Annotated in this window: 16 protein-coding genes; 10 read left to right on the top strand and 6 right to left on the bottom strand. The window is 43.5% G+C overall.

The genetic code is table 11. The features are described 5' to 3' along the window. Positions 1-118: 118 nt before the first annotated feature. From RH96_RS13805 to RH96_RS13795, 3 genes are all read left to right on the top strand, one after another. Entirely contained in the window at positions 119-1,135 is a 1,017-nt protein-coding gene (locus RH96_RS13805; protein ID WP_010201808.1) for a cell division protein ZipA C-terminal FtsZ-binding domain-containing protein, read from the top strand. A gap of 281 nt (positions 1,136-1,416) precedes the next feature. Then, positions 1,417-3,495, top strand: a complete 2,079-nt coding sequence (gene ligA, locus RH96_RS13800) for an NAD-dependent DNA ligase LigA (protein ID WP_010201807.1) — start codon at positions 1,417-1,419, stop codon at positions 3,493-3,495. 3 nt (positions 3,496-3,498) lie between these two features. Then, the gene (locus tag RH96_RS13795) at positions 3,499-4,929 is read left to right on the top strand and encodes a DUF2971 domain-containing protein (protein ID WP_010201806.1); all 1,431 of its coding nucleotides are present in this window, start codon (positions 3,499-3,501) and stop codon (positions 4,927-4,929) included. A gap of 50 nt (positions 4,930-4,979) precedes the next feature. Here the strand turns inward: RH96_RS13795 and RH96_RS13790 are convergent, their stop codons facing one another. The 4 genes from RH96_RS13790 to RH96_RS13775 all read right to left on the bottom strand — a co-directional run bounded on the left by RH96_RS13790 (position 4,980) and on the right by RH96_RS13775 (position 10,107). Next, positions 4,980-5,516, bottom strand: coding sequence for a hypothetical protein (locus RH96_RS13790; protein WP_010201805.1), 537 nt, complete (start codon positions 5,514-5,516; stop codon positions 4,980-4,982). Positions 5,517-5,751: 235 nt separating this feature from the next. Then, complete coding sequence (locus RH96_RS13785) at positions 5,752-6,162, bottom strand: hypothetical protein (RefSeq protein ID WP_026037386.1); 411 nt, start codon at positions 6,160-6,162, stop codon at positions 5,752-5,754. Positions 6,163-6,645: 483 nt separating this feature from the next. Next, positions 6,646-9,075, bottom strand: coding sequence for a YgiQ family radical SAM protein (locus RH96_RS13780; RefSeq protein ID WP_010201802.1), 2,430 nt, complete (start codon positions 9,073-9,075; stop codon positions 6,646-6,648). 273 nt (positions 9,076-9,348) lie between these two features. Beyond that, positions 9,349-10,107 carry a hypothetical protein gene (locus RH96_RS13775; RefSeq protein ID WP_010201801.1) on the bottom strand — a complete coding sequence of 253 codons (759 nt, stop codon included), beginning with the start codon at positions 10,105-10,107 and terminating at the stop codon, positions 9,349-9,351. A gap of 653 nt (positions 10,108-10,760) precedes the next feature. On the opposite strand from RH96_RS13775, the gene RH96_RS13770 reads away from it, so the two are divergent. Together RH96_RS13770 and RH96_RS13765 are read left to right on the top strand one after the other, a co-directional pair. Next, a complete protein-coding gene (locus tag RH96_RS13770; protein WP_010201800.1) occupies positions 10,761-12,068 on the top strand; it encodes an ammonium transporter in 1,308 nt (435 codons plus the stop codon). Between the two features lie 10 nt (positions 12,069-12,078). Further along, positions 12,079-12,702, top strand: coding sequence for a hypothetical protein (locus RH96_RS13765; protein ID WP_010201799.1), 624 nt, complete (start codon positions 12,079-12,081; stop codon positions 12,700-12,702). Between the two features lie 117 nt (positions 12,703-12,819). Here RH96_RS13765 and RH96_RS13760 read toward each other — a convergent pair whose 3' ends face one another. Continuing rightward, positions 12,820-13,278: an Lrp/AsnC family transcriptional regulator gene (locus RH96_RS13760; protein ID WP_037033766.1), complete on the bottom strand. Its 459-nt coding sequence runs from the start codon at positions 13,276-13,278 to the stop codon at positions 12,820-12,822. 299 nt (positions 13,279-13,577) lie between these two features. On the opposite strand from RH96_RS13760, the gene rarD reads away from it, so the two are divergent. Continuing rightward, entirely contained in the window at positions 13,578-14,591 is a 1,014-nt protein-coding gene (rarD, locus tag RH96_RS13755) for an EamA family transporter RarD (RefSeq protein ID WP_010201797.1), read from the top strand. A 110-nt stretch (positions 14,592-14,701) separates the two neighbouring features. On the opposite strand, the gene smpB is transcribed toward rarD, so the two are convergent. Further along, positions 14,702-15,178 carry an SsrA-binding protein SmpB gene (gene smpB, locus RH96_RS13750; protein WP_010201796.1) on the bottom strand — a complete coding sequence of 159 codons (477 nt, stop codon included), beginning with the start codon at positions 15,176-15,178 and terminating at the stop codon, positions 14,702-14,704. Positions 15,179-15,430: 252 nt separating this feature from the next. Here smpB and coaD point away from each other — a divergent pair, with 252 nt between their 5' ends. From coaD to bioD, 4 genes are read left to right on the top strand one after another with little or no spacing between them, the layout of a single operon-like run. Beyond that, the gene (gene coaD / locus RH96_RS13745; RefSeq protein WP_010201795.1) at positions 15,431-15,955 is read left to right on the top strand and encodes a pantetheine-phosphate adenylyltransferase; all 525 of its coding nucleotides are present in this window, start codon (positions 15,431-15,433) and stop codon (positions 15,953-15,955) included. Between the two features lie 60 nt (positions 15,956-16,015). Continuing rightward, positions 16,016-16,264, top strand: coding sequence for a YfhL family 4Fe-4S dicluster ferredoxin (locus RH96_RS13740; protein ID WP_010201794.1), 249 nt, complete (start codon positions 16,016-16,018; stop codon positions 16,262-16,264). Between the two features lie 55 nt (positions 16,265-16,319). Beyond that, complete coding sequence (bioA, locus tag RH96_RS13735) at positions 16,320-17,645, top strand: adenosylmethionine--8-amino-7-oxononanoate transaminase (protein WP_010201793.1); 1,326 nt, start codon at positions 16,320-16,322, stop codon at positions 17,643-17,645. Continuing rightward, positions 17,642-18,382 carry a dethiobiotin synthase gene (gene bioD, locus RH96_RS13730; RefSeq protein ID WP_010201792.1) on the top strand — a complete coding sequence of 247 codons (741 nt, stop codon included), beginning with the start codon at positions 17,642-17,644 and terminating at the stop codon, positions 18,380-18,382. Before bioA ends, bioD begins: the two co-directional genes overlap by 4 nt. Positions 18,383-18,428: the final 46 nt, after the last annotated feature.

The raw sequence follows: 18,428 nt of genomic DNA, 5'->3' as shown, positions 1-18,428 counted from the left end.
AGCTTACTGGTTATAAAGTACACAATGTGGTGACGACATAGGTCAGCCATGCTAGAATATTGCCATTTATGCTCGTTTGTGTATTCCCTTTTGTTATATATACTAGGATGTATTTATCATGACCGTTATTCAGTTTATATTGATTGCCATTGCCGCGTTTATCGTGCTCGCAGGGCTGTTTATGGTCATTCGTAGCTTTAAGCGCCGCGCTGCTACCGAAGCTGCTGCGGTCAATTATGACAAAAATGGTATTCCCATCATACCGCGTCACGAGCGTAATATCGTCGATCAGCCAGACCTTGATGATACGGTCGCTGGCGAGACGAGCATCGGTCCAGATCGTAGCTACTTGGATGCCGTCGTTGAAGAAGAGCCTTTGACGCAGACACATACCAACGTTGACGCCCAGCTAACAGCCGAGCATAGCAGTACCGTAACTGACGACCATGACGTCATCGATGAAGCTGACTATGCGCGCTGGCAAGATGAGCAACGCCGTGCCGATAGTGCTGAATTTGTAGAAGCCGCTGATCAGATGCATATCGAACAAGAGCCTGATGCGTTTTCAAGCCTCATGTCGGCAACGGATAATCTGATGCCATCGATCGACACGGCAGAAGAGCCTAGCTTCGATGACAACAGCCCGATACTGGATCAGCATCTATCAGAGTCAGGCGATGATGCGCAAAACGGTCCATTGATCAATGCCAAAGACAATATCAATATCACCATCTTGCCGCACCAATATCGTGACCGTCCAACGGCGACTATCCGTGGCCGTGATTTATTGGCGCTGATTGATAAATATGGTCTGCGCTATGGCGCGATGAATATGTTCCATCGCTACGAGCAAAAAGATGGCACTGGCATGCTGTGGTTTAGCATGATGGGTATCACCGATAGTGGTATCGCACCATTTGACCCGCATAGTGTCGCGACCAATACCTATACTGGTGTGGTGGTGTTTTTATCGTTGCCACACCCACAAGCATTGCGCAGCTTCGATAGTATGATGAGCATTGCTTATATGATGGCAAGCGATTTGGATGCCATTATGCTGGATGAAGAGAACGAACCAATCACCTCTGAATACAAGCAGCAACTACGCAACCAAGTCCGCGATTATGAGGGCTAAACGCCATTTTATACAATGAGTGAGTAGCATTAAATGAGTAGCATTAAAAAAGGCAAATAGCGATTAACGTTATTTGCCTTTTTTAATGGGCTTTAGTTTCTGCAAAATGCTAGAGTCGCTTCAAGATAATTTAGATACAAGGAAGGTGAGTGAAAGTACTACACATAGTAGACTGAGCGAGCCTGACACAGTATCTGATTTATATAGGATTGGCTATACCGAGTATCCTGCAAACTTGTTATTATATCGACATCTTGAATTGCAAATAAAAGACGCCGACTATGACTGACCCTATCTTACCGAGCGCTGCTCAAACTGAAACCAATAAAAATGCGGCTCATGATACTGGCGATAATATCGTCATCCAAATGCGCACGTTTATCGATGCCCTTAAGCAGCACAATTATGCCTATTATGTGCTCGACAATCCCATCTTAGAAGACAGCGAATACGACCAATTGCGCCGCTCTTTATTGGAGCTTGAAGAAGAATATCCAGATTTGGTGCAGCCTGATAGTCCAATCAATCAAGTCGGTGACATGCCGCTATCAGCTTTTACTCAAGTCACTCATGACATCCCCATGCTGTCACTGGGCAATGTTTTTGACTATGACGAATTACATGCCTTTATGCGCCGCGTCAATGACCGTCTAAATGACGCACAGAAAAATCCTGAGTATGAAATGGAGCTAAAGCTTGATGGATTGGCTGTGTCGTTAAAATATGAGCATGGCAAATTTGTCCAAGCCGTCACGCGCGGTGATGGGCAAACGGGCGAGGATATTACGCAAAACACCAAGACCATTCGTAACTTGCCACTTTGGCTTGCCGATGCTGCTGATATCGAGTTGCTAGAAGTGCGCGGTGAAGTGCTGATGCCCAAGGCAGGTTTTGATCGTCTCAATCGCCTAGCAGAAGAGAGTGAAAATAAAACCTTTGCCAATCCACGTAATGCTGCTGCGGGTAGCTTACGTCAGTTGGATCCAGCTATAGCAGCCAGTCGTCCACTCGCATTCTATGCTTATTCTATCAATCAGGGATTGCCTGAGACCATCGAAACGCAGTCAGCAGGCTTGGCGTGGCTAAAAACCATTGGCTTTACTGTCAGTGCAGTAGAAGTGGTCGCAAATCCACGCGCGGCACAGACTTACTATGAGTCTGTGATTGAGAGCCGTGCCAGTTTGCCGTTTGAAATCGATGGCATGGTGATTAAGGTAAATAACCTGTCATTGCAGCAGCAGCTTGGGTTTCTATCACGTGAGCCACGCTGGGCTACCGCTTATAAATTCCCTGCCGAGACTGTGATGACGCGTCTAAACGATATCGAATGGCAAGTCGGACGCACCGGCGCGATTACCCCAGTGGGTAAGCTTGAACCTGTCAAAGTCGGCGGCGTCACCGTCAGTAATGTCACTCTACATAACTTTGGTGAGATTCAGCGTTTAGACGTGCGTGCAGGCGATATGGTCAGCGTCCACCGTGCAGGGGATGTCATCCCCAAAGTCACTCGCGTGTGGCATGACCAGCGCTCAGCAGACTCAAAACCAGTGACGCTGCCGTCTACCTGTCCTGTCTGCGACTCTCCTGTCGTCCTGCCAAAGGATGAGGCTTTGGCACGCTGTACGGGCGGCCTCTTTTGTCCCGCACAGCAGCAAGAAGCGTTGATTCACTTTGTCTCGCGTCGTGCAATGGATATCGATGGACTTGGCGCGAGTTGGCTCATTAGCTTCTTTGAGCATGGTTTGGTTAAGACAGTGGCAGACATTTACCAATTGCACAATCATCAAGACGAGCTAATTACGCTAGAAAAATTGGGTGAAAAATCGGTACAAAATATCATCAGTGCTATCGAAGCCAGCAAACATACCACGCTAGCACGATTCATTTATGCACTTGGTATTCGCGGTGTGGGTGAGGGCACGGCGCAAAACTTTGCACAGCAATTTGGTGACCTCGATAGCCTGATGGCAGCCAGTATCGAAACTCTGATTAAAACCCCTGACGTTGGTACCATCACTGCCGAGCTGGCTTACGAGTTCTTCCGTGCGCCACACAATATCGAAGTGATCAATTCGCTGCTTGAAGCGGGTGTGCATTGGGATAAGGTTGAGCAAAAAGCTGCTGAAGACTTGCCACTTGATGGGCAGACGTGGGTGATTACGGGTGCACTTGAAAAAATGGCACGTGATGAAGCCAAGGCTAAACTGCAAGCGTTAGGCGCGAAGGTATCAGGCAGCATCTCGGCAAAAACGACTGCGCTACTAGCAGGGGATAAGGCTGGCTCTAAACTGACCAAAGCAGAGAAACTGGATGTGAAAATCGTGGGTGAGGAAGAGTTTTTGGCGATGGTTGGGGAGTAGGGTATGACTGAAAGTGATAGAAAAATCATTGATAAGTTAAAAGAAATTCCAGATGAATATACTCGTGGAATAATTAAGAAATTAGCAAGAATAATAATAAGCGGTGATGGAAATAAAATAAGTATAGCGAATGCGAAATTTCTCATAGCTACTATTTTGTTGAATAAAAATTACAAGGAAGAAGCACTAGAGGTGTTCAATAGTATCAGACTTGAAGAGAATAAAAGTATTTATGAGAATGCTCAGTTCTTTATAGGAGATATACTTTTAGAAAGTGATAGCTTAGTAGATATAGAACATGCTAAGAGCAGTTTCGTCTTCGTAAAAAACAAGTTCCCTTACGAAGCAAAAAATAAAATAGATATATGCAATTTAATTTTAGATAGAAGTTTTGAGGAACTGGGTAGAAATATCTTTGAAATATCTAATCTTGTATATAAGATATTATCTATATTAAAGATTGATATCAATAGTATAGGAAAGAAACAGTTGCATGCAGAGCGTAAGCTTGCACATTATACTTCAACTGAAGTGGCCAACATTTTACTACATAATCCAAATACTAATTCTTTTCGACTAAACACTATTCATAATGTTAATGACCCTAGTGAAGGTAAGTTACTTGAGGGTTATCTAAAGAACGAGAGTAAAGATGGAGATAGTGGAGTAAGGTTTGATGGTGAATATCAGACATTTATTGGATGCTTTACTTTTAATCATGATAGTTTAAACCAGTTCAGACTTTATGGTAAGCAAGACTATAAGGAAGCTTCTGGTGTTAGTTTGATATTCAATAAAGATTTCTTTAAAGAAAATGATCACCCTGATCAAGTGTCATTTATCGCAACTGAAAGAAGCTTGGATGAAGAAGTATCTAAGGAAAAAATTAGTCAACAGCCAGTAATACGTTGTGTTTATATAGATCCTAGTTCTCAATTTATACATTTAGCACAACGCAATCAGATTACTTTTTATAGAGAATTTAGTGACCGTGTTGAAGCTGATATAAAATGGATAAAGTATAAAAAGTATATTGATAAAAAGACAAATGAGTTTTTGATATGGTTTGAGTGTTTGAAAGGTACGTATCAGAAAGCTATGGACATTGTAAGTAAGCTAGATCAATCGAAAACTTCAGAAATAAATATTTTACTAGATAGGATATTACTACCAATAAAGTATTTAATTAAGCATATAGCTTTTCAGGAGGAGCAAGAGTGTCGAATGATTTATATTACTTCACTTGATAGACCTGAAGTTAAAATGGAGTTTGGTAGGTTTCTATACGTTGAATATGAAGCAGATGTAAAGTTACATCTTGATAAAATCTATATTGCCCCAGCAGCTACTCAGTATCAACCTTATTTAGCAAAGCTGTTATGCGATACCAATATAAAAATTGAACTCTCAAACAATCCATATCGTCAGACTTAATCTTCTTTAATAGCGTGTGTCATATAAATAAAAACACACGCTATTAACTTCTACTCCACCATCTCACTATGCGCCTTCGCATCACCTTTCTTACCATCTGGCTGTATCACGATAGGTAATACCAATCCTTTAGCAAAGTCATCAGACAGCACATAATCGTAGCTGCTGGCAGCGACATCGGGCGTGGTATGAATGATAAGCGTCATTTCATTGCCATCGGTTACCTCATGTGATACATAGGTCTCACTCAACTGATCCAAGGCTTTCGATAGTGCCTCGTTACTGGCCATGCTGATGGTTAGATTGTGCTGTGCGGTCGCAGCGTCCACCTTGAAATAATCCGCATAATCACGGACGTTTTGACTATCGAGTGCAAACGGATACTGATAGTTGGTGGGGTCAGCAGGCTTTTCACCACTGTCTACCAATGACCAGTCGATGGTGTCGGCTGCTGGTGCAGATGGATCTTCTGCTGTCTCCGCAGTTTGCTCAGTGGCATCGACAGAATCGGTAGCGTTATCGCAGCCTGTCAGCGCCCACATACTTGCCGTTGCAATTACCATCATACTTATCAGACGCTTAGCCATCGAGTTATCCTTTTTATTATTGGTCATGATTAATGTACTCTACCTGCTAGTTTGACAGCTTTCTTTACGGTTCTCTAGCGAAATGGAGGAAACAAGCGCCTGTTGTAAAAATATTGAATATGAAAATACCGAAGTAATCGGCATATTTTTAAAAAATGCGCACAAAAAAACAGCCACCATAGGATGACTGTTTTTTTGTTCACTATTTATGATAAATTTTGCTCGTGGCTACTGATTATATTTGGCAGTTTACTTGGTATTCTTTACCATTTGCCCATTTGATGGCAAAAATACCTTTGTCGCCTTTCATGTGCCATGCATAGACAGCTTCTGGGTTTGATTCGTTGACGTAACTTGCTACATCGCCTTGTACTTTACCATTTAAGATGAGTGCTTGCTCTGCCCAATTTACTTTAGGCAATGTCGCGTTTAGCATCACTTGTTCTTTATTGATAGATTGCTTTGCCATGATTTTGCTGTCGTCAGTACACGTATAAGGCGCTGATGCCATACGATCATAAGCGGCTGTCACTTTTTCTGGAACAGGTGTATCAGTGGCATCTGGGGTAGTCGGTGCGGTAGTGGCGCAAGCACTCAGTAGGGCAAGGGCTGGTAGGGCAGTGACAATTTTAGTTATCGTTTCCATCGTTTTCTCCAAAGTATTAACTTGATTCATTTAACTGTTCTTAATAATGCGTTAAGCATATGGCGCCATAGTAGCGAAAATATAGTCAGAGCGATGTTAGAAATTGTTTGTTACCTATTAGCTTTCTTACTTAACCGATGACTAATGTAATTTCTAATTTAAGTGGGACTTTATTCGGGTAATAATTCATTTAGGGGACGCCCCATAGTAAAAATACCCCAAAAACGCGACTATACTGCTGACACTAATTTTTTTTAGCCTCTGTCTGCACAGGTACAGCAAGCAAGAAAAATTGATATCACCAGTGCGTCATGTATCGATATTACTTTTCACTGACTTTTTCACTGAATATAGATACTCACAGTTGGCTAGGCAAATAAAAATCGCCCATCAGCTTGAGAGCCGATGGGCGATTTTTATTGATAAGGATACCTAAGCTGTCGCTGACCAAGCTCACTTTATAAGTTTGGTCAGCGGAATTAGTTACTTAGTTTTGCGTGGTGGCAGACCCGTATGCTGTGTCTGGAAATTACCTTTGCTTACTTTCTTTTTGGTATTCTTACTAACGACATTGTTATTGGTTGAGCCATTGCTGCGCTTCACCGAATCATTACCTAAGCGGCTGTTCTTTTTGCGCGCCGATTGGTAACTGTCTTGTGCGGCATCGCGACCTTCTAAACTGGCGTTAAATGGTGGGATTAAGCAACCACGATTTTTACCAATCAAATCGCTACGACCCATATCTTGCAATGCTTTACGCAACATCACCCAGTTTTTTGGGTCATGGAAGCGCAAAAAGGCTTTGTGCAATTTACGCTGCTTGCCAGACTTAACGATATCCATGTCACCTTCATCACGACTGACCTTATGTAGCGGATCTTTATGGGTGTGATACATGGTGGTCGCTGTCGCCATCGGGCTTGGATAAAATGCTTGCACTTGGTCAGCACGGTAGCCATGACTTTTTAGCCAAAGCGCAAGGTTCATCATATCTTCATCTTTCGTGCCCGGATGCGCGGCAATAAAGTAAGGAATCAGATATTGCTCTTTACCCGCTTCTTGACTGTACTGCTCAAACATGGCTTTGAATTTGTCATAGCTGCCCATGCCCGGCTTCATCATCTTCGATAGCACACCTTCTTCAGAGTGCTCAGGGGCAATTTTTAGATAACCACCGACATGATGGCTGACCAATTCTTTAACGTATTCAGGGTCTTTTACTGCCAAGTCATAACGCAGACCTGAGGCAATAAGGATTTTTTTCACGCCTTTGATATCACGCGCTTTGCGATATAGCTTGGTTAAATTACTGTGATCGGTAATCAAGTTTTCGCAGACATCAGGATAGACGCAAGAAGGCTTGCGGCAGTTCTTTTCAATCGTTTCATCTTTACAGCTGAGACGATACATATTAGCCGTTGGGCCACCAAGATCAGATATCACGCCAGTAAAGTTGGGTGCAGTATCACGAATCGCTTCCACTTCGCGCAAGATAGAGTCTTCTGAGCGGCTTTGAATAATGCGGCCTTCGTGCTCAGTGATCGAGCAGAATGTACAACCACCAAAACAGCCGCGCATGATATTGACCGAAAACTTAATCATGTCATAAGCAGGGATACGCGCATCGCCATAGCTTGGATGTGGCAGGCGGGCATACGGCAAATCAAACACGTAATCCATCTCTTCGGTTGAGAGTGGAATCGGTGGTGGATTCAGCCAAACGTCAATCGAGGTATGCGAGTTACCAGCACCGCTACTATGACGCTGTACCAGCGCACGAGCGTTCCCTGGATTGGTTTCCAGATGCAAAATACGGCTGGCATGGGCATAAAGCACAGGGTCAGATTTGACGTGCTCATAATCAGGCAGTCGAATCACCGTTTGCTCACGCGGTGGCATTTTGAGTTTATGTTTACGCGCCGTCATGGGCTTATTAAAGCCACGCATTTGTACCACTTGCGTTTCTTCATCGACTTGTTCAGCGTTGATGACTTTATTGGTGACAGGTTCTGCGACAAAGCCTTGATACTGAGCAGACATTCCAGTCATGGCTTGACCAACGGGTGAGTCGCTTGGTTTGTCTTGCTCGATTGAGCAGCTATCGATATCTTCAGTCATCACATATGGATTAATAATAGGATCGACACGGCCGACGGTATCGACATCATTACTGGCAACTTCGGTCATGCCAGCTTGCCAATGGCGGCGTGTTGGCGTCAATAGATATGACGTACCACGCAATTTACTCATTTGCTCAAAACTATAGCCTTTTGATAAGCCATGCACCACATCGACGATAGCGCGTTCAGCATTACCATACAATAAGACGTCAGCACGGGCATCCAGCAAAATACTACGACGGACTTTGTCTGACCAATAGTCATAATGCGCGATACGGCGTAAGCTGCCTTCAATACCGCCTAGAATAATCGGCACATCAGGATAAGCTTCGCGGCAGCGCTGGCTATAAACGATAGCAGCACGGTCGGGACGTTTATTAGCGACATTACCTGGTGAGTAAGCGTCATCGCTACGAATCTTGCGATCAGCGGTATAGCGGTTGATCATGCTATCCATGTTGCCCGCCGTCACGCCATAAGCATAAACAGGTTTGCCCAGTTCCATAAAGGCGTCTTTGCTCTTCCAATCTGGCTGAGCGATGATACCAACACGAAAACCTTGCGACTCAAGCAAGCGACCGATGATCGCCATGCCAAAGCTTGGATGATCGACATACGCATCACCTGAGATGATGATGACATCACAAGCATCCCAGCCCAGATCGTCCATCTCTTTACGGCTCATCGGCAGATAAGGCGCAGGCTCGTAGCAGCTCGCCCAATGTTTGTCATAATCATAAAGTGGCTTGGTGCCTTGCTTAAAGGCAGTGCGGGCAATGGTATCGGCAGACATGGGCGGACCTGTTAATTAGAAAATGGCACTAAAAATACGCCCCTTATTACTCACTGATAATAAAGGCGAATTTAAAAGCGCTCATTTTAACATGAATTGCCTTCACTATGCGACCTATTCTATGAGGGGCGATTGGCGATAAGTTATTGATAGTGTAAGACAATCTATCAGCCTATCAACAAGAATGGTTTTGGGAAATGCAGAACCATTCTTGCTTTAGATTATGAGTCAGTATGAGTCAGAAAGTGATCAATGCATTGGCTGAAAAGTTCTTTAATTGTCTAACAACTGCAATGGGAAAGTCACAACATCAAAAGCTAGGGCAAAGGGTAGTAATACCAGTTTTTGCGCCGTATTTGCGCCACTACGAGTGATTTGATCTTGCTGTGTCTTTGTATGAAAGCTAACCATATAAGGCTTGGTCAAGGCGCGATAGTTCGACTGTATCAGGCTTAAATTACTGACCTGCGGATAGATAGCACCTTTGACAGGAACGCTAAAGCAAAAGCGCTGAGCTTGGATACGCTGATCACTGGCGGAGGTGCATTCGCGACCATTGTTTTGTAAAAAGAACTGGTAATCAGAACGTTTAAACTCGTCTTTTAGTTTGGCGTAAGAAAGCTTCATTTCTCCCTGAAAGTAGCCGTCATTATTGGGCACAGAAAAGCTCATATCGTTGTCGACTTGAATGTTCTTTGGCGTCAGATTGGTGAGTAAATTGACCATTTCCGTCCCGCCTTGGGTCAGCACATAGCTGTTCTTTTCACCGACGATTACCATTGTCGCATTTGGCGTTTTTGGTAATGCCTGTGCAGGACGACCAAAAGCCACAATTTGATCTTCAGACAACACACTCTTAGTCGTTATAGTGCTGACATGTTTGTTGCTTTCTAACAATGAACTGGTGGCACAGCCTGAGCTGGCGAGCAATGCCGCAAGTGACGCCCCTGTTATCACTGTTTTGAAGCTTAATGCTTTTAATGCTGGATTATTACTTTCTTCTTTTTTAATGGCACGGGTATTTTTAGTCATGCTAAGGCTTCCTTGTCTACTATAGTCATTCCACTATAAAAGTATTACAGCGTTAACCTCGCTTGAAGTATCACATATACATCTACACTCGGTTGCCTTGTACTACTTTTAAATTGAATCGACTATACCGACGGACTATTGATTTGGTATCTATTGTTTTTTGCCAAACTTTCGTTGGTATCGTACCTTGTTTGAGCGCGACTTAGCTACTTTTAATTAACTCAATAAACCAATGCTTGTCGAGATTGCTAGTCCAATAAAATCTTTGTACCACTTTTAGTGAAATTCATCACAAATTGGCTTTTAAAGTTGCGCACATTATTCTCATAAATATGATTCAAAATGGGATAGTTGATTAATTCTAATCCAGATTTAGTATTAGGGGTGACGGTAGGTCTAAAGACGGTCTTTATACTGGGGGCTTCTATTTTGGTATTGCAGTGTGATTTCCCTCACGAAAAAAGTGCATTTTGGCATACGTTTTGCTCTCTCTTTATTAGAGCCTACTTGTCTATATGGATTAGCAAGAGTAGAGCATTAATAGATGTTGATTTGCTGAATAATTGTTTGGAGAGAAGTGTGTGAGGAAATTATCTTTTAGGCTGGATGCAATATCTGTTTTATTTAAGTTGTTATTATTCAAGATCCTGTTGATGATCGGTTTACTGGCTGGGGCAACCAATAGTGCCAATGCTGCTGAGGAGGCCACATTAACGGTGACGCAATTGCTCGAATATCAAAACATTGCTTGGATTATATGGGGCGGAGTATTGGTGTTCTTTATGCAGGCAGGATTTGCCTTGCTAGAGAGTGGCTCAGTACGGGCGAAGAATGCTGTGAATGTGATGATGAAAAACTACACCGATATGTGCATCGGTGGTCTGGCGTTTTATCTGGTAGGTTTTGGGCTAATGATGGGCACCAATGACTCTGGGTTTTTTGGTACTGATCATTTTATGCCAGTAGAGCTGTCTAACCTTGATTGGGCGCTGATGTTCTTTCAGATGATGTTTGCAGCGACAGCCGTTACGATTGCTAGTGGCGCTATGGCGGAGCGCGTGTCATTTATTGGGTACGCGGTAGCCGCCTGTCTTATTTGCCTACTTATCTATCCGGTGTTCGCCAGTTGGGTTTGGGGTGGTTATTTTGGTGGTACAGGCTGGCTTACCGAGCTTGGTTTTATTGATTTTGCGGGTTCTACCGTTGTGCATTCTATTGGCGGTTGGTTGGCGCTGGCTGGTATTTTGGTCATTGGCCCGAGATTGGGACGTTTTGCACCTGATGGCACGCCTAGATTGATAGCAGGACATAACATGACGTTACTGGCTCTTGGCGGCTTTATATTGTGGTTCGGTTGGTTCGGGTTCAATGCCGGTTCGACATTATCAATTACTGGCAATATTGGGTTGATAGCAGTCAATACTTTCGTCGCAGCTGTCAGTGCTGTGGTGAGCTATATGATCATATCGAGGGCTCTAAACAAAGCTATCTTGCTCAGCGATAGTGTCAACGCCAGTTTAATCGGTCTAGTATCCATTACTGCAGGGTGTGCAACGACGACGCCTGTGTTTGCCATTATCATTGGTGCGATCGCCTCAGTGGTCTATATCCTAGCGACCCAAGCTTTATTGAAGCTAAAAATCGACGATGTGGTATCAGCAGTTGCGGTTCATGGCTTTGGCGGGGCATGGGGCACACTGGCGGCCGGATTGTTCTATTCAGGGGATTTGTTCAACTTATCACGCTTGGGTGTGCAAGCCCTAGGTGTGGGTGTGGCGCTCGTTTGGGCCTTGGGCTTAGGTTTGGTTATGTATAAACTCATTGATATGACTTTCGGCTTAAAAGCCAGTCGCCTCCACGAGCAACGTGGTCTTGACTATACCGAGCATGCAGAGATAGGCTATCCCGAGTTTCAAAAGCAGATGTTTGATTCTAAAAGTTTAACAGAGCGGCATTTATAGGAGAAAACTGATGACTATTAAAACTCAATCAGTAGAACGAACCGTGTCCGCGATGGCGATAGTACTGGCAAAATATTTAAATCCTGAGGAAGTCTTGCTTCTCACGGCTCAATGGCGACAGTATCCTACGGTTTCCGTAAAAATGATGCAGCAGTGCGTTTTGGAGGCAACGAGACGCTATCCTGAGCTAAAAGCCTATAAGTCTGATATCCGTAAAGGTTTTTGGGATACGATGCAAGCAGACAGTCAGCAATCGACTGAGGCAGCTACTGAGGCTAAGACGGTTAATGGACAAAAGTCTGAATCCGAAGCGGTTCAAGTATTTTATACGGTAATGGAAGCGTTTAGCAATCAATTGACCGCACCAGATAATCGCAGTCTGTTTCAAACCTTGCACCAAACTGTTTCGAAAGAACGCACCTTCAAAGGGCATACGCTTAACATTAGTCAGTTTTTAGATGGTGGTCGTCCTGTAGTACCCGATGACATGTATATTTTAAACAATGTAGTTCAACTGGCTTACGTCTGCCTGTGCGATATTGCAGGGCCCGTTGAGGCCGATGACATCTTATTTCAGGTGGCAGAGATTGCCAAACAACGTCATCCAAAAGCAGTGGTCGAAAAGCTGTTTTGATCTAGTGCTGGGGCGCGTTATGAAGGAGTTCCTATGCTAGTTCATGACACGCTCTAACGTTCAATTCTAAGGTTTCATAAAAGTTCTATTCATCGCAAACAAATCATCATGCTAGCGTCAATCCAATAAAATCTTTGTACCACTTTTAGTGAAATTCATCACAAACTGACTCTTAAAATTACGTACATTATTCTCATAAGTGAGCAAACCTGTCGTGAATCGATGGTAATCACTCATATTTTTGGCATTGACCATCAACATAAAATCCGCGTCACCTGATACTTCATAGCAGCTCATGACCTGTGGCTGTGTATTCATTAAGCGCTCAAATCGATGTTGCATTGAAGTATTTGAGCGCGCCATCTCTATCATCACCACGGCAGTCAGTCCGTAGCCCACTTTATTTGGGTCTACAATAGCGACCTGCTTAGTAATCACGCCGTTGCTGATTAATGCTTGGATACGGCGCTGGGCAGTAGCGATAGACACATGCACTTGTTCTGCCACCGTTTTTAATGGCAAGGTCGCATCGTCCTGTAGCAAATTTAAAATCGCTTTATCGATATCATCTAACATTTGGCTCACTATGTTCTCCCTTCTATGAAATGCTTTCATTATCTGTTTTTATCATTATTATCACTATAAATTAAAATATAAGAAAATATTCAGTTTTAAGTGGTAAAGAAGATAAATTTATTTATAAATGGGTTATTATAGCAATAATATCTCATCGTTACTTCGTAAAATAGATGCTGTCAATCAAGGTCAATAATCAAAGCTCAGCAATCAGAGCCTAGAGGTCAAAAAAGCTTAGTCATGACAAGTCAAAGCTAATAGTTGGTTTCCTAATATCTATTTAAATGTACGGTGCTTTTATGTCTACTTCAATCCTTTCTACTGTCTTTGCAAATACGCTCGCAACGACTGTTTCGCGCTTACCACTGCCTACTATTTGGACAGCAGGTAGCGCACAGCAGCGCACATTAATGTTAGGCGTAGCGTTAGCCGTGCTGTCGAATTTGTTATTTGGTGTACTTTATGCTTACAGCAGCTTTTTAGCGCCATTGTCAGGTACACAAGTCTTTATCTGGCGTATGCTAGCGATGTGGGCGGCACTGATAGGATATTTGCTGATTAGTGGGCGCTTGGGTTTGCACATGGATAAATTAAAAGCGTTGCGCACAGCAAAGCAGTGGGTTTGGTTGTTATTACCAACGCCGATATTCTTAAGCCAGTTTTGGTTATTTATGTGGGCACCCGTGAATGGGCAAGGTGTACAAACCGCGATGGGTTATTTCTTATTCCCACTAATGATGGTTATATTTGGCTGTGTCTTTTTTGGCGAAAAGTTGAGCCGTTTGCAATGGTTGGCGGTTGGCTTTGCCGCATTAGGGGTCGGCAGTGAAATTATCCGTACGCAAAGTATCTCTTGGGCAACGCTTTGGGTCTGCGGTACGTATCCTATTTATTATATCTTGCGTCGTCTGCAAGGAATCGGTGCTGTGACTGGATTATTGGTTGATTTAACGATATTCGCGCCATTTGCTTTGGCTTATTTGTTTTTGATAGCACCTAGTAGTTTAATGCTTGTTAGCGGCTCTGGGTTTTTTATCATGATGCTGGCGGGACTGGGTGTCATGAGTGTGTTAGCCATGAAAACCAACGTGGATGCCAGCCAAATGCTGCCGGTAAATGTCTACGGTATGATGAGTTATTTGGAGCCTGCATTATTATTCATATTGGCAATCACCGTCTTGGGTAATCCATTTGAATCAGCGATGATTTATAGCTATGGTTTAATTTGGCTCGGTATTGCTTGTTTGGTCACTCATGGCATTCGCCAACTGCGCCGCGCTCACAAAAACTTATCATCTTCGGTCAAAAAATAAGTTGCGTAGGAGCTACGATTGACAATATGGATAAGCGATAAAAAGGGACGGCTCAATTAATCGAGCCGTCCTTTTTACGTTAGATTAAAGTGAATCATTTCATTCGTCCATTAATCTAAATGCTGTTTAAAACCACGTTGTTTATCACGTTCCCAATCACGATCTTTCAGCGTTTTGCGTTTGTCGTGCTGCTTTTTACCCAGTGCCAAGCCAATTTGACATTTCACCAGCGAGTTTTTCCAATAGCAGGATAATGGCACGCAGGCATAGCCTTTTTGGTTGACTGCACCCATCAATTTTTCGATTTCGCGGCGATTGAGCAGCAGTTTACGGGTACGGATACTATCAGGGCTGACATGCGTCGAGCTGGATAGTAGCGGCTGAATATGCGCGCCAAATATGAAAGCCTCGTTATTACGGAAGATGATATAAGCTTCGGTAATGGTCATTTTGCCCGCGCGAATGGCTTTTACTTCCCAACCTTGTAACGACAATCCTGCCTCAAACGTTTCTTCAATGAAGTACTCGTGTCGAGCTTTTTTGTTCGCACAAATTTGATTTTCCGGTTTTTTTGATTTTTTTGACATAATTTCTCCATAAGAATCACTTAAAAATATCGTGTTCTTATCTGACCAGTCCTACTAATTCCTCACCCTAACCCGTTTAATTGGATTATCTTACATTCGAATAATAAGACGGATGAGTCGAACCGCCTATTGTAGCAAAGCACCTCACAAAAATGTAAGTCAGCTGTTAGGACAAATGTAGCAGATAAGTATTAAGTTCGGGCAAAATTTGCTAGCATATGGCGTAATATTACCGACTATATTAGCCATGTTATGAGCCACTCTATTACTTCCAATTCTTCAAAGCTGCACACCAAAATTTTATATCCTGGCACCTTTGACCCGATTACCAATGGTCATGTGGACTTGGTCAAGCGCGCAACCAAGCTGTTTGATGAGGTCGTCATCGCCGTTGCATCAGGACATCATAAAAAACCGTTATTTAATTTCGAAGAACGCGTCACTTTAGTAGAGACCGTGTTTGAAGATTTACCGCAAGTCTCGGTCATTGGTTTCGAAGGCTTGCTAGTAGATTTTATGCGTGAAAAAAACGCCACTGCGGTATTGCGTGGTCTACGGGCGATGTCGGATTTTGAATATGAGTTTCAGCTCGCTAATATGAATCGCGAGCTCGATGAAAACTTTGAAGCGGTGTTTTTGACCCCTTCTCAGAACTATTCATTTATCTCGTCGACGATGATTCGCGAAATTGCCAGACTTGGCGGCGATGTCAATAAATTCGTCCCTCCATGTGTGGCACAGGCTTTTACAAAAAAACTGGCTATTAAAGACAGCTAGCCCTTTAATAAGCTCATAGCTACAGCATATAGGCTAAGAATAAACAATAAGGAGCAGTTTATGGCGCTATTAATTACTGATGAATGCATCAATTGTGATGTGTGCGAGCCTGCCTGCCCAAACGAAGCCATCTCAGAAGGCGATGATATTTATGTTATCGATCCTGATTTATGCACGGAATGCGTCGGTCATTTCGATGAGCCGCAATGCGTGGTTATTTGTCCGGTTGACTGTATTCCTCATGATCCTAACTATGTCGAAACTGAAAGTGATTTGATGTCTAAATACAAACGCATTACTGGTCAATAAGTGACTCATATACTATTGATAACATCTGGATTTAAAGCGCTTTAGGGACAATGTAATGACGATAAATGCAAGCCAGATAATGAGCGATTTTGACCAGCAGCACCTTTGGCACCCGTATGCCAGCCTACCACCGACTTATCCCAACATCGTTATTGATCGTGCTGAGGGCATTTATATCATTACCCAAGATGGTACGCGCCTGATCGATGGCATGTCGTCGTGGTGGGCGAGTGCACATGGCTATAATCATCCCAAACTGAATGCGGCGATGATTGAGCAGTTAGGCAAAATGGCGCATGTCATGTTTGGTGGTTTGACCCACCAGCCAGCGATAGATTTAGGCAAAAAGCTGCTCGATATTGTGCCTACTGGTTTAGAGGCTATTTTTTATGCGGACAGTGGCAGTATTGCGGTAGAAGTTGCACTTAAGATGGCATTGCAGTACCAGATTGCCGCCAAGCGTCCACAAAAATGCCAGTTTGCTTCAACGCACTCTGGTTATTATGGCGACACGTGGCACGCGATGAGTGTTTGCGACCCTATCAATGGTATGCACAGCTTGTATGGTAAACAGTTACCGATGCAGCATTTCGTTCCTGCCCCGCCATTAGGGTTTGAGCGTGTTTTAGTGGAAGAAGAACGCACTTCACTGACAACGTTTTTTGATGAGCATAGCGATAAGCTGGCAGGCTTTATTATCGAGCCGATTATCCAAGGCGCTGGCGGTATGCGTTTTTATAGCCCTGAATATCTGCAACTATTACGTCAGCTATGTGATGAGCATGAGGTGCTGCTGATTGCTGATGAAATCGCCACTGGTTTTGGGCGTAGTGGCAAGCTGTTTGCTTGCGAGCATGCTTATATTAGTCCTGATATCATGACGATTGGTAAGGCATTGACTGGCGGCTATATGACCTTTGCCGCGACTTTATGTACGCGCCATATTGCTGATACCATTAGCCAAAGCGATTATCCAGCTCTGATGCATGGCCCAACCTTTATGGGTAATCCGTTGGCATGTGCTGTTGCTTGTGCCTCAATTGATTTAATACTGTCCTATGATATTGAAGCGCGTACAGCCAATATGCAATCTGTCATGGAGCAGCAACTTGCACCAGCTGCGAGTTTAAATGGTGTTGCTGAGGTGCGTTGTTTGGGTGCGGTAGCAGTGATTGAGCTGCAAGAAGCCGTTGATATGCCGACCTTTCAAACATTGCTGATTGAAAATGGTATTTGGGTCAGACCCTTTGGTAAGTTGGTCTATATTATGCCGCCTTACATCATCACTGATGATGAGCTAGTAACGTTATGCCAGTCATTACTAACCGTTGTCACTTCTTACTTGGGTCAAATTTCTACGACCGATAGAGTTCTGCTATGAGCGTGCTATTCATCTCTGGTATCGATACCGATATTGGCAAAACCTATGCCACAGGTATGCTTGCAAAAGCCTTAATGCAGCAAGGCACAAACGTTATCACTCAAAAGTTAGTCCAAACGGGCGTTAGTGTCAATCCAATGACCGGTAAAATGGGTATTGCTGATGATATTATCACGCACCGCGCGTTAATGGACATACCGCTACAGCCGTGTGATTTGAATTTTACTACGTGTCCTTATCGTTATCAAAAGCCTGCTTCACCGCATCTTGCGAGTCGACTATCCAAACAAACACTCGATCCTGAGGTTATTACGAGCGCTACAAAAAGCTTGCAAGCTGATTATGAAGTAGTGCTATTAGAAGGCGCAGGCGGGCTACTAGTGCCCATTACTGAGCAGTTATTCGTTTTAGACTACATTGCTACTCAAGGCTATCCGATTATTTTAGTTACTTCGGGTCGCTTGGGTAGCATTAATCATACCTTGCTTAGTCTCGAAGCTATTACCCAGCGAGGCTTACAGGTTCATAGTGTTGTCTATAATCATATCCATGACGATACCGATAATACTGACGTCGAGATAGCTGATAGCACGATTGAGTTTTTACAGAACCATCTACAGCAACATTATCCAACGACACACTGGCTACAGTTACCCCAATTAGAAAACCATGCAATGTCTGATACTAAAACAGCGTTTAAGCATCAGACATGGTCTTTGCCAAAGGACTTTATTTGAGTGGTTTATGAATAATATTCTTGTGAATGCAAATAAGCGTAAAAGA

It is taken from the genome of Psychrobacter sp. PAMC 21119 (assembly GCF_000247495.1).
Lineage (GTDB): Bacteria > Pseudomonadota > Gammaproteobacteria > Pseudomonadales > Moraxellaceae > Psychrobacter > Psychrobacter glaciei.
The sequence above is the reverse complement of the archived record's forward strand: the minus strand, read 5'-3'. Positions and strand labels throughout refer to the sequence as shown.